Origin of the sequence: Kitasatospora griseola (genome assembly GCF_014648555.1) — a bacterium.
Classification (GTDB): Bacteria; Actinomycetota; Actinomycetes; order Streptomycetales; family Streptomycetaceae; genus Kitasatospora; species Kitasatospora griseola.
The window spans coordinates 535,924-547,440 of sequence record NZ_BMRI01000001.1 but is presented as its reverse complement, the minus strand read 5'-3'; the positions used below and the strand labels follow the sequence as shown (position 1 = coordinate 547,440).

Annotated in this window: 13 protein-coding genes; 11 read left to right on the top strand and 2 right to left on the bottom strand. The window is 72.4% G+C overall.

Features of this window, described 5'->3' with window-relative positions; translation table 11 throughout:
* The 4 genes from IEZ12_RS37575 to IEZ12_RS02425 form a co-directional block, all read left to right on the top strand.
* On the top strand, nt 1-446 hold a 446-nt coding region (locus tag IEZ12_RS37575; protein ID WP_268250227.1), incomplete at its 5' end, for a sensor histidine kinase.
* On the top strand, nt 443-1,123 hold the full coding sequence (locus IEZ12_RS02435; protein WP_043914021.1) for a response regulator: 681 nt from the start codon (nt 443-445) through the stop codon (nt 1,121-1,123). The genes IEZ12_RS37575 and IEZ12_RS02435, both read left to right, overlap by 4 nt.
* Before the next feature lie 76 nt (nt 1,124-1,199).
* Nucleotides 1,200-1,610, top strand: a complete 411-nt coding sequence (locus tag IEZ12_RS02430) for an OB-fold nucleic acid binding domain-containing protein (protein ID WP_043916373.1) — start codon at nt 1,200-1,202, stop codon at nt 1,608-1,610.
* Nucleotides 1,607-2,320, top strand: coding sequence for a DUF3159 domain-containing protein (locus tag IEZ12_RS02425; protein WP_189270492.1), 714 nt, complete (start codon nt 1,607-1,609; stop codon nt 2,318-2,320). Before IEZ12_RS02430 ends, IEZ12_RS02425 begins: the two co-directional genes overlap by 4 nt.
* Before the next feature lie 61 nt (nt 2,321-2,381).
* Here the strand turns inward: IEZ12_RS02425 and IEZ12_RS02420 are convergent, their stop codons facing one another.
* Both IEZ12_RS02420 and IEZ12_RS02415 read right to left on the bottom strand, forming a co-directional pair.
* The gene (locus IEZ12_RS02420; protein ID WP_035862848.1) at nt 2,382-3,038 is read right to left on the bottom strand and encodes a potassium channel family protein; all 657 of its coding nucleotides are present in this window, start codon (nt 3,036-3,038) and stop codon (nt 2,382-2,384) included.
* Nucleotides 3,038-3,706, bottom strand: a complete 669-nt coding sequence (locus IEZ12_RS02415) for a potassium channel family protein (protein WP_189270491.1) — start codon at nt 3,704-3,706, stop codon at nt 3,038-3,040. The genes IEZ12_RS02420 and IEZ12_RS02415 overlap by 1 nt, the downstream gene beginning before the upstream one ends.
* A gap of 246 nt (nt 3,707-3,952) precedes the next feature.
* Between IEZ12_RS02415 and IEZ12_RS02410 the strand changes: the two genes are divergently transcribed.
* From IEZ12_RS02410 to IEZ12_RS02380, 7 genes are all read left to right on the top strand, one after another.
* Entirely contained in the window at nt 3,953-6,004 is a 2,052-nt protein-coding gene (locus IEZ12_RS02410) for an APC family permease (protein ID WP_189270490.1), read from the top strand.
* Between the two features lie 495 nt (nt 6,005-6,499).
* A complete protein-coding gene (locus tag IEZ12_RS02405) occupies nt 6,500-7,822 on the top strand; it encodes a class I SAM-dependent RNA methyltransferase (RefSeq protein WP_373295429.1) in 1,323 nt (440 codons plus the stop codon).
* Nucleotides 7,823-8,023: 201 nt separating this feature from the next.
* On the top strand, nt 8,024-8,260 hold the full coding sequence (locus tag IEZ12_RS02400; protein WP_035862820.1) for a toxin-antitoxin system HicB family antitoxin: 237 nt from the start codon (nt 8,024-8,026) through the stop codon (nt 8,258-8,260).
* On the top strand, nt 8,257-8,670 hold the full coding sequence (locus tag IEZ12_RS02395; protein ID WP_043914018.1) for a hypothetical protein: 414 nt from the start codon (nt 8,257-8,259) through the stop codon (nt 8,668-8,670). The genes IEZ12_RS02400 and IEZ12_RS02395 overlap by 4 nt, the downstream gene beginning before the upstream one ends.
* 117 nt (nt 8,671-8,787) lie before the next feature.
* The gene (locus tag IEZ12_RS02390; protein ID WP_189270489.1) at nt 8,788-9,618 is read left to right on the top strand and encodes a putative RNA methyltransferase; all 831 of its coding nucleotides are present in this window, start codon (nt 8,788-8,790) and stop codon (nt 9,616-9,618) included.
* A 98-nt stretch (nt 9,619-9,716) separates the two neighbouring features.
* On the top strand, nt 9,717-11,069 hold the full coding sequence (locus IEZ12_RS02385) for an AAA family ATPase (RefSeq protein WP_189270488.1): 1,353 nt from the start codon (nt 9,717-9,719) through the stop codon (nt 11,067-11,069).
* A complete protein-coding gene (locus IEZ12_RS02380) occupies nt 11,066-11,392 on the top strand; it encodes a nucleotide pyrophosphohydrolase (RefSeq protein ID WP_189270487.1) in 327 nt (108 codons plus the stop codon). Before IEZ12_RS02385 ends, IEZ12_RS02380 begins: the two co-directional genes overlap by 4 nt.
* The last annotated feature ends 125 nt before the right edge of the window (nt 11,393-11,517 follow it).

The window sequence follows — 11,517 nt, the reverse complement described above, 5'->3', positions numbered from 1 at the left end:
CACTCGGCGGCGTACCGCCCGGCAGCGTCCGGCTGGACGTGGCGGAGTCGCTGCCGATGGTGCGCGCCGACGCCGGGCTGCTGGAGCGGGTGCTGGCCAACCTGGTGGAGAACGCCGTCAAGTACGGCCCGCCCGGCAGCCCGGTGCTGGTCAAGGCGGACCTGCTGCCCCGCGACGGCCGGGTCGAGCTGCGCGTCGTCGACCGCGGCCCGGGCGTCCCCGAGGAGGCCCGGGAGCGGATCTTCGCCCCGTTCCAGCGCTACGGCGACGCCCCGCGCGGCACCGGCGTCGGCCTCGGCCTGGCGGTGGCCCGCGGCTTCGCCGAGGCGATGGGCGGCGCCGTCACCGCCGAGGACACCCCCGGCGGCGGGCTGACCATGGTGGTCTCCCTGCCCGCCGTCGACCTGCACGACCACGCTGACAACGGAAAGGCCGGTCCCGCATGACCCGGGTCCTCGTGGTGGACGACGAACCGCAGATCGTCCGCGCCCTGGTGATCAACCTCAAGGCCCGCAAGTACGAGGTGGACTCCGCGCACGACGGCGCGAGCGCCCTGGAACTGGCCGCCGCGCGCCATCCCGACGTGGTGGTTCTCGACCTCGGCCTGCCCGACATGGACGGCGTCGAGGTGATCCGCGGCCTGCGCGGCTGGACCCGGGTGCCGATCATCGTGCTGTCCGCCCGGCACGCCTCCGACGAGAAGGTCGAGGCACTGGACGCCGGCGCCGACGACTACGTCACCAAGCCGTTCGGCATGGACGAGCTGCTGGCCCGGATGCGGGCCGCGGTGCGCCGCGCCGAGCCGGTCACCGCCGAGGGCGAGCCGGTGGTCGCCACCGAGTCGTTCACCGTCGACCTGGCCGCCAAGAAGGTCAACCGTCAGGGCCACGACGTCCGACTCACCCCCACCGAATGGCACCTGCTGGAGGTGCTGGTGCGCAACTCCGGGCGGCTGGTCAGCCAGACCCAGCTGCTGCAGGAGGTGTGGGGCCCGGCCTACCGCAAGGAGACCAACTACCTGCGGGTCTACCTGGCGCAGCTGCGTCGGAAGCTGGAGGCCGACCCGTCGCACCCGCGCCACTTCATCACCGAACCGGGCATGGGCTACCGCTTCGAGCCGTGACCTGGACGTGACCGGGGCGTGACCGGCGCGGCCGGAGCTCTGCCGCCGGGCGGGGGTGAACCGGTACCCTTCCGGCATGAGTGGTGACAACATCGGCGACCAGCCGCAGGGCCGTTTCCGCCGCATGCTGAGTCGGCTGACGACCTCCTCGGAGGAGCTGGCGGCCGAGGAACTGCGGCAGGACACCGCCGAGGCGGGCTGCACCCCGATCGCCGCCTGCGGCGACCGTGAGATCGTCACGGTGGCCGGCACGCTGCGGACCGTCACGCTGCGCCCGCGCGCGGGTGTGCCCGCGCTGGAGGCCGAGCTGTTCGACGGCACGGAGGCGCTGGACGTGGTGTGGCTGGGCCGTCGCTCGATCGTGGGGATCGAGCCGGGCCGCCGCCTGATCGCCAGCGGCCGGATCGGCCACGCACGCGGGCGCCGCGTGCTCTTCAACCCCCGCTACGAGCTGCGTCCGGTGGGACACGGGAGCGAGTCCGCGTGAGCAACGAGGCCGAGGCGGTCAGGGTGGCCGCGCACGACCCCCAGGGCAGCGACGACGAGCGGGACGCCTCCAAGGAGGCGGCCGAGACGGTGCTGAAGGCGTTCGGCGGCGTCCGCGGCATGATCGACATGACGCTGCCCGGCCTGGTGTTCATCGTCGCCTTCAACATCACCCACAAGGTGCCGGTGGCCGCCTGGTCGGCGCTGGCCCTGTGCGCGGTGTTCGTGGTGGTCCGGCTGGCCCGCCGGGAGACCATCCAGCACGCCTTCTCCGGCGTGTTCGGCGTGGCGCTCGGCGCCTGGATCTCGATGAAGACCGGCAAGGCCGAGGACTTCTACCTGCCGGGTCTGCTGTGGAACGTCGGCTACTGCGTGGCGCTGGCGGTCTCCGCACTGGTGCGCTGGCCGATGATCGGACTGATGCTGGGCCCGATCACCGGCGAGATGTTCACCTGGCGCAAGCAGAACCCGGGCCGGCTCGCCGCCTACACCCGGGCGACCTGGGCCTGGGTGGTGATCATGGGCCTGAAGCCGATGATCCTGTTCCCGCTGTACTTCACCCACAACGTCAACCTGCTGGGCTGGCTGAAGGTCGCCCTCGGCATTCCGCCGATGCTGCTGGCGATGTACGTCACCTGGCAGATCCTGCTGAAGGCGCCGCCGCCGATCAAGGCGGAGCTGCCCGAGGACGAGGAAGAGCCGCAGAAGTAGACCTCGGATGCGACGAAGGGCCCGCGCGATGCGCGGGCCCTTCGTCGTACGGCGGGGCGGATCAGCCGGCGAGCAGCGTCTCCAGCTCCTCCTCGCGCTCCTGGGCGGCCACGAACAGCAGTTCGTCGCCGGCCTCCAGGGTGTCGCTGCCGCCGGGGACCAGCACCCGGCCCGCGCGGATGATGGTGACCAGCGCGGTGTCCACCGGCCAGGCCACGTCCGCGACCCGGGTGCCGACCAGGCCGGTGTCGGCGGCCAGGGTGAGCTCGACCAGGTTGGCGTTGCCCTGCGAGAAGCGCATCAGCCGGACCAGGTCGCCGACGCTCACGGCCTCCTCGACCAGCGCCGACATCAGGCGCGGGGTGGAGACGGCGACGTCCACGCCCCAGGACTCGTTGTACAGCCACTCGTTCTTCGGGTTGTTCACCCGGGCGACCACCCGGGGCACCCCGTACTCGGTCTTGGCGAGCAGCGAGACGACCAGGTTGACCTTGTCGTCACCGGTGGCGGCGATCACCACGTGGCAGCGCTGCAGGGCGGCCTCGTCCAGCGAGGTGATCTCGCAGGCGTCGGCGAGCAGCCACTCCGCCAGCGGGACCCGCTCCACCGAGATGGAGTTCGGGTTCTTGTCGATCAGCAGGACCTCGTGGCCGTTCTCCAGCAGCTCTCCGGCGATGGAACGGCCGACGGCACCGGCTCCGGCGATTGCGACGCGCATCAGTGACCAGCCTCCTCGGGGCCCTTGGCGAAGGCCGCCTCGACCGCGGTCAGTTCGTTGCGGCGCAGCATCACGTGCACCAGGTCGCCCTCCTGCACCACCATCTGCGGGGTGGGCAGCACGCCCTCGCCGACCCGCGTGACGAACGCCACCCGGACACCGGCGTCGGCCTCCAGCTCGGACAGGCGGTGGCCTATCCAGGCGGGGTTGAAGGCCACCTCGGCGAGCTGCACGGCGCCCGACGGGTCCTGCCAGACCGGCTCGGCGCCGCTGGGCAGCAGCCGGCGCAGCATCTGGTCGGCCGTCCAGCGGACGGTGGCGACGGTCGGGATGCCCAGGCGCTGGTAGACCTCGGCGCGGCGCGGGTCGTAGATGCGGGCCGCGACGTGCTCGACGCCGAAGTTCTCGCGGGCCACCCGGGCCGCGATGATGTTCGAGTTGTCACCGCTGGAGACGGCGGCGAAGGCGCCCGCCTCCTCGATTCCGGCTTCCCTCAGGGTGTCCTGGTCGAAGCCGACACCGGTGACCCGGCGGCCGTTGAAGCCCGCTCCGAGCCGACGGAAGGCGGTCGGGTCCTGGTCGATGACCGCGACCGAGTGGCCTTGTTTCTCGAGCGTTCTGGCGAGGGCGGACCCCACGCGCCCGCAGCCCATGATGACGATGTGCACGCGACTACCTCACCCGATCCGTTGGGGTCATGACCTGCGTAAACACCGCTCATCGTCCTTCCGTGCCCCCGATTGCGGGGGCGAGTTCTCGATCGCGCCTGTGATCCGACGCGAGGGGGCAACGAGGTGTTGCCCGCTAACCCGTATTCCGACACGCTAGCCGGTCCGCCGAACACAGTCGCGACCAAGGTGCCCCCGTGCGGCGTCGGTTGCCGCCGCGAGCCTTTAGCATTCCTTGCTGTGCCTATGCCTGCTGACCTACCGAAACGCATCCTGATCGGGCGTGCGCTGCGCAGCGACAAGCTGGGGGAGACGCTGCTCCCCAAGCGGATCGCGCTGCCGGTGTTCGCCTCGGACGCGCTCTCCTCCGTGGCGTACGCGCCCGAGGAGATCCTGCTCACGCTGTCGCTGGCCGGCGCCGGGGCGATCCACTTCTCCTGGCAGATCGGCGTCGTCGTCGCCATCGTGATGCTCGCGGTGGTCGCCTCGTACCGGCAGAACGTGTACGCGTACCCGAGCGGCGGCGGCGACTACGAGGTCGCCACCGTCAACCACGGGCCGAACTCCGGCCTGGTGGTGGCGAGTGCGCTGATGGTCGACTACATCCTGACCGTGGCGGTGTCCACCACCTCCGGCGTGGCCAACGTGGTGTCGGCGGTGCCGGCGTTGCGCGGGCACGAGATGGCGCTGTCGGTCTTCGTGGTCATCCTGCTGATGGGCATGAACCTGCGCGGTGTCCGCGAGTCCGGTTCCGCGTTCGCGGTGCCGACGTACGCGTTCATGGTGGGCGTGCTCGGCATGGTCGTCTACGGCATGGTGCGGCACTTCGGGTTCGGTGCGGCGCTGCCCGCGGAGAGCTCGGCGTACCACCTGGAGGCGACGCCCGGAAACGGGGCGCTGGGCGGGTTCGCGCTGGTGTTCCTGCTGCTCAAGGCGTTCTCGTCGGGCTGTGCGGCGCTGACCGGTGTGGAGGCCATCTCCAACGGCGTGCCGGCCTTCCGCAAGCCGAAGAGCAGGAACGCGGCGACCACGCTGCTGATGATGGCGTCCATCGCCGTCACGATGTTCATGGGCATCATCTACCTGGCGCACCTGACCGGGACGCAGATGGCCGAGAACCCTGCCGAGCAGCTGATCGGCGCGCCCGCGGACTACCACCAGAAGACCGTGCTGGCGCAGATCTCCGAGGCGGTGTTCTCCAACTTCACCCCGGGCTTCTACTTCGTCGCGGGCACCACCGGCCTGATCCTGGTGCTGGCCGCGAACACCGCGTTCAACGGCTTCCCGGTGCTCGGCTCGATCCTGGCCCAGGACCGCTACCTGCCGCGCCAGCTGCACACCCGCGGCGACCGGCTGGCGTTCTCCAACGGCATCGTGCTGCTGGCCGGCGCGGCGGTCCTGTTCATCGTGGCGTTCGGCGCCGACCCGAACCGGCTGATCCAGCTGTACATCGTCGGCGTGTTCGTGGCGTTCAACATGAGCCAGTCCGGCATGATCCGGCACTGGACCCGGCTGCTGAAGACCGAGACCGACCCGAAGAAGCGCGCCCGCATGCACCGCAGCCGGGCGATCAACACCTTCGGCCTGGTGATGACCATGGCCGTGCTGATCGTGGTGCTCGCCACCAAGATCGGCCACGCCTGGATCGCCATCGCGCTGATGGTGGTGCTGTTCGTGATGATGAAGGCGATCCGCCGGCACTACGACAGCGTCAACGCCGAGCTGAAGGCCGCCGAGGAGCCCGCGGACGTCGCCCCGCCGACCCGGGTGCACGCCGTCGTGCTGGTCTCCAAGCTGCACAAGCCCGCGCTGCGCGCCCTCGCCTACGCCCAGCTGTCCCGGGCGCACATCCTGGAAGCCGTCACCGTCAACGTCGACCCGGCCGACACCGCGGCACTGCGCAAGGAGTGGGACGAACGCGGCATCGAGGTGCCGCTGAAGGTCCTCGACTCGCCGTACCGCGAGATCACCGGCCCGGTGCTGGAGTACGTGAAGAACCTGCGCCGCGACAGCCCGCGCGACGTGGTCGCGGTCTACATCCCCGAGTACGTGGTCGGCCACTGGTACGAGCACCTGCTGCACAACCAGAGCGCGCTGCGGCTCAAGGGACGTCTGCTGTTCAAGCCCGGTGTGATGGTGACGTCCGTACCCTGGCAGTTGGAGTCCTCGGAGCGGCGCAAGGCGCCCAAGGCGTGGTCCGCGCCCGGCGCGGTGCGCCGCGGCGAGCCCCGTCCGCGACGCGGACAGGCTCCCGGGGAGTCCCGGGGCGGCAAGGACGACGCCGCGCCGCGCGACTAGCGGCGCAAGCCCGTCCGGCCTCCCGATGGCCTTCAATGGGCCCGTGGCGGATCGTTCCCGGTCCGCCACGGGCCGCCGTGTTCTCCACCGTCCGTCCCCCGTCTTTCGTATCGCGTAAGGAAGCGCCCCGTGACCCGCAACAACCCGCCCCGCTCCTCCGGTCGCCAGGGCCGCCCCGGCCGCACGTCCGGCGCCAAGCCCGGGCAGGTGGCGCACCCGCGCTGGAGCAGCCGGCCGTCCCGGCCCGAGGCCACCGACCGGGAGGGCAACACCGCCCGCAGCCTGCCGCCGGTGCCCGGCGAGCAGCGCCCCGCCGCCGAGCGGCCGGCGGTCGGGAAGCCGGCGGTCGAGAAGTCGGCCAAGGGCACGGCGAAGGGCGCCCAGGGCGCTCGGGACGGCAAGGGCGCCCAGGGCGCCGCGGCGAAGAAGGCCGAGCGGCAGGGCCGCAAGCCCGGCGCGGTGCGGGCGCCCAAGGCGGTGCGGCCGACCAAGCCGGTGCTGCGGCAGCCCTCCGGGGACCCGCTGGTCGGCGAGCGCTACGAGGTCGAGGTCGGGCCGGTCGCGCACGGCGGGCACTGCGTGGCCCGGCACGAGGGCCGAGTGCTGTTCGTCCGGCACGCGCTGCCCGGCGAGCGGGTGATCGCGCAGGTCACCGACGGCACCACCACCTCGCGGTTCCTGCGGGCGGACGCGGTGGAGGTGCTGGAGTCCGCCAAGGAGCGGATCGAGGCCCCCTGCCCGTTCTCCGGCCCCGGCAAGTGCGGCGGCTGCGACTGGCAGCACGTCACCCCCGGCGGGCAGCGCAAGCTCAAGGGCTCGGTGCTCACCGAGCAGCTCGCCAAGCTGGCCGGCCTCACTCCCGAGGAGGCCCACTGGGACGGCTCGGTCGAGCCGGTCGGCGGCAAGCTCCAGGCCGGCGAGGTCCCGGCCTGGCGTACCCGGGTGCAGTACGCCGTCGACGAGGACGGCACCATCGGGCTGCGCAAGCACCGCTCGCACGACATCCAGCCGATCGACCGCTGCCTGATCGCCGCGCCCGGCGTCACCGAACTCGGCATCGAGTCCCGCGACTGGACCGGCGTCGCCGCCGTCGACGCGATCGCGGCGTCCGGCTCCTCCGACCGGCAGGTGATCCTGCGGCCGCGGCCCGGCGAGCAGCTGCCGCTGGTCGAGCTCGACCGGGAGACCTCGATCGCCCGGATCGACGAGCAGGACCTGTTCCACCGCGTGCACGGCCGCACCTTCGTCCGCGAGCGCGCCGCCGGCCGCACCTGGCGGGTCTCCAACGGCGGCTTCTGGCAGATCCACCCCGAGGCCCCGGACACCCTGGTCGACGCCGTCCTCAGCGGCCTCGACCCGCAGTGGGGCGAGAACGCCCTCGACCTGTACTGCGGCGTCGGCCTGTTCGCCGGCGCGCTCGCCGAGCGGGTCGGCGAGGACGGTGCGGTGCTCGGCATCGAGTCCGGCAAGCAGGCCGTCGCGGACGCCCGGCACAACCTCGCCGCGCTGGAGAACGTCCGCATCGAGTGCGACAAGGTCGAGACCCTGCTGCCCCGCACCGGCATCACCTCCACCGACCTGATCGTCCTCGACCCGCCCCGGGCCGGCGCCGGCCGCGACACCGTCGCCCACCTCTGCTCGCTCTCCGCCCGCCGCATCGCCTACGTCGCCTGCGACCCCGCCGCGCTCTCCCGCGACCTGGCCTTCTTCCGCGAGGGCGGCTACCGCCCGGTCTCGCTGCGCGCCTTCGACCTGTTCCCGATGACCCACCACTTCGAGTGCGTGGCCATCCTGGAGCCGATCGCCGGCCGGCAGTAACCGATCCACTGTCGCAACGGGCGCGGGAGCCTCTCCCGCGCCCGTTCGGCGTTTCCGGGCGGGCGGCGCCCAGGCGTGAGGTGTCGGCGGGTCGGGCCCGGTGGCCGGTTTTCGTGGGGGCGCGGGCGGACAGGGTGGGGGAGCGGGGGTGCGGCCGGTTTGCGCCCTTGTTGTGCTAGCACCACGGCGCTAGCGTGAAGCATGGCCAAGAAGCAGCTGAACGTCAGGGTGGATGCGACCACCGCCGAGATGGCCCGCGAGCGGGCCGAACAGCAGGGGATCAGCATGAACCAGTACATCGAGCGTCTGGTCCAGCAGGACATGGGCGAGGCGGGGCGCAACTTCGTGGATGCCGCGGCGCAGTTCATGAAGGAGCACGAGGCGGCGTTCCTCGCCGAGTTCGGGTCGCCGAGCGAACTCCAGGACGTGCGCCGTTGAAACTTGAGGTCGACCTCTCGTGGCTGCTCATGACCGCCGAGCAGTACACGCCCGGTGACCCGCAGGTCACCGACTACGGATCGTTGCTCGCGGCGGTCACCAGGCACCAGGCCGAGATCTTCGACATCGCCGTCTACCCGGAGCCGCAGGACCGTGCGGCCGCGCTGATGCACCAGCTGATCCGGGTCCCCGCGCTGGAGCGCAACAACGAGCTGTTCGCCACCGCCGTGGCCTACGCGTACCTGGTGGCCAGCGGCTGCCGGGTGGCGACCACCGCGCGGGAGGTGCGCAGCCTGGCCCGGGCGATCCGGGAGGGCAAGCTCGGCATCACGGGTGTGGCGGAGCGGCTGGCGATGTGGGTGGTCGACGAGTCGGAGGAGGAAGAGGTCGGCGACGACGGCGAGGAATGAGCCGTCGGCAGGTCGGCGCAGGTGGGGTCAGGGGCAGGGAGAGCGACGAGGCGTCCGCAGCCGGGATACCCTCGACGTTCCCCCGGCCCCTGACGATCCCGCGAGGATGCGACCGAGTTGCTGCAGGACATCGAGCCCTATCTGGTCTGCCCGCACTGTGCCCGCCCACTGACCCTGGACGGTCGTACCCTGCGCTGCCCGCAGGGCCACAGCTTCGACCAGGCCCGGCAGGGCTACGTCAGCCTGCTGGCCGGTGACGCGAAGGCGGGCACCGCCGACACCGCGGAGATGGTCGCCGCCCGCAGCGAGTTCCTGGCGGCCGGCCACTACCGGCCGCTGGAGCAGGCGCTGGCCGAGGCCGCCGCCGACGTCGCGGCGGACACCGGCCTGGTGGCCGACCTGGGCGCGGGCACCGGCCACTACCTGGCGCGGGTGCTCCAGGCGCGGCCCGGCGCGGCCGGCGCGGCCCTCGACCTGTCGAAGTACGCGCTGCGGCGCGCCGCGAAGGCGCACCCGAGGATCGGCGCCGTGGTGTGCGACGCCTGGCGCCCGCTGCCGCTGCGGGACGGTGCGGCGGACGTGCTGCTGAACGTGTTCGCGCCGCGCAACGGACCGGAGATGCGCCGGGTGCTGCGCCCGGGCGGGCGGCTGCTGGTGGCCGCGCCGACCTCCCGTCACCTGCGGGAACTGGTGGGCGCGCTGGGCCTGCTGTCGGTGGACGAGGACAAGGACCGGCGGATCGAGGAGAAGCTCGGCCCCTGGTTCGCGCCGGTGGGGCGCACCGAGGTGGAGTTCACGCTGCGGCTGTCGCGGGCGGACGCGGCCGCGGTGGTCGGGATGGGCCCGAGCGCCTGGCACACCGACCCGGCCGCGCTGGCCGCCGCGCTGGACGCGCTGCCGCAGCCGGTGGAGGTCACCGGTTCGGTGCGGATCACCGCGTACGGGTGACACTTCGCCGGAGGCCCGGGGACGGTTGGGACTCGAAGGGGTGAAAGGCCGTCAGGAGAGACGTTTCTCCAGCTCACTGCGGGCCTAGAGTGCTCGGAGTGACCAGCGAAGCCCCCTTGGCCCCGCCTCCGGTCGGCCCGCCCGACCGCTCCTCCGTCCAGTCGGGCGGACGCCCGCCCGCGGAGCCCGCCCCTCTGGTGAAGCGCCCCACCGTCGAGGAACTGCGGCTGACGTCCTTCAAGTCCTACCGGCGCGCCACCCTGCCGCTGTCGCCGCTGACCGTCCTGCACGGCCCGTCCGGGGCGGGCAAGTCCAACGCGTTGGACGCCCTCGCCGTGCTCTCCCGGCTCGCCCTCGGCGAGGAGATCAAGCCCTCGCTGGACGGCATCGGCGGGATCGGCGGCCCGCTCGCCGTCCCGGTGCGCGGCGGGCTGGTCGGCTGCGTGCCGCACGGGCGCAACGCGATCATCCTGGGCTGCACCGTGCGCTCCGGCGTCGGGCCGGTCCGGCTCGAAGTGGTGGTGCGCACCGACGAACGCGTCCGGATCGCCCGCGAGTGGCTCACCCTGGACGGCCGGACCCTGATGGAGACCGGCGAGCAGGACCTCGCCCGCGGCCGGGTCAACGTCACCTGGCACAACGACTCCCGGCAGGGCGACATCCGCGCACCGCTGTCCAGCAGCAGCCTGATCACCGCCCAACTGCCGCTGCGGGTGGCCGGATCGTCCAACGGCGAACGCAAGGTCCTGGCCGCCTCCGAACAACTGCTCACCGCACTGCGCGAGGTGTTCGCCCTGCACCCGGTGCCCGCCGCGATGCGCGGCTGGGCCCGGCCCGAACCACAGGCCAGGCTGCTCGGCACCGCCGCCAACATCTCCGCCGTCCTCGGCCGCCTCGAACACGAATGCCAGCGCCGCTGGGCCCGGCTGCTGCGCACCGTCCAGGCCGCCGCCCCGCACCCGCTGCTCGGCCTGGACGTCGCCCGGCGCGGCGACGGCGCGCAGCAGCGGCTGATCGCCGTCTTCGACGAGGGCGTGCTCGGCCGGACCGGCGCCGACCAGGCCTCCGACGGCATGCTGCGGCTGCTCGCCTTCGCCGCCGTCCTGCTCACCGGCGCCGACGTCATCGACGTCGACCCGGCCGCCGAAGTCCCCGACGCGCACCGGCAGTTGGTGCTGCTCGCCGAGGACCTCGGGGCCGGCCTGGCGGCCGAGCAGGTCGCCGCGCTGCTGCGGCTGGCCCGCGAAGTCACCGGCAAGGGCGACATCCGGCTGCTCGCCACCCTTCAGGAACCCGGTCCGGCGCTCGGCCTGGACGGCGTCGAACTGGTCGAGTGCCGCCGCGATCCGGCCACCGGCCACAGCCTGCTGCGGCGCACCGAACCCGCCGCCCGGGTGCCCGTCCAGGGCGCGGTCCGCGACGGCTCCGCAGTGGTAGACCTGGGGGAATGAACGACGATCTCACGGTGCCCGAACTCCAGCGGCGACTGGCTGGGTTCGCGGCCGCCAGGAACTGGCAACCGTTCCACACCCCGAAGAACCTGGCCTCGGCGCTGAGCGTCGAGGCCGGTGAACTGCTGGAGATCTTCCAGTGGTTGACGCCCGAACAGGCCGCCGCGGTGATGACGGACCCGGACACGGCGCACCGCGTCCGGGACGAGGTCGCCGACGTGCTGGCCTACCTGCTGCAGCTGTGCACGGTGCTGGAGGTGGACCCGCTGCGGGCGCTCGCGGAGAAGATCGAGCGCAACGAGAGCCGGTTCCCGGCGGCCTGACGCGGTTCCCGGGTGGGGCGGCTGTCGGTTGAGGTGGTGCCCGTTCCGGACGGTTCCGGCTGAGGTGCCTCCTGTTCGGGGCGGTTCCCGGCGGGCGGAGAAATCATCCGGTTTTCCCTCCTACG

Excerpts from the sequence above, each read along its gene's own strand:
- IEZ12_RS02410 (WP_189270490.1), top strand. The coding sequence starts at position 3,953 with ATGCCTGCTGACCTACCGAAACGCATCCTGATCGGGCGTGCGCTGCGC.
- IEZ12_RS02400 (WP_035862820.1), top strand. The coding sequence starts at position 8,024 with ATGGCCAAGAAGCAGCTGAACGTCAGGGTGGATGCGACCACCGCCGAG.
- IEZ12_RS02430 (WP_043916373.1), top strand. The coding sequence starts at position 1,200 with ATGAGTGGTGACAACATCGGCGACCAGCCGCAGGGCCGTTTCCGCCGC.
- IEZ12_RS02380 (WP_189270487.1), top strand. The coding sequence starts at position 11,066 with ATGAACGACGATCTCACGGTGCCCGAACTCCAGCGGCGACTGGCTGGG.
- IEZ12_RS02435 (WP_043914021.1), top strand. The coding sequence starts at position 443 with ATGACCCGGGTCCTCGTGGTGGACGACGAACCGCAGATCGTCCGCGCC.
- IEZ12_RS02420 (WP_035862848.1), bottom strand. The coding sequence starts at position 3,038 with ATGCGCGTCGCAATCGCCGGAGCCGGTGCCGTCGGCCGTTCCATCGCC.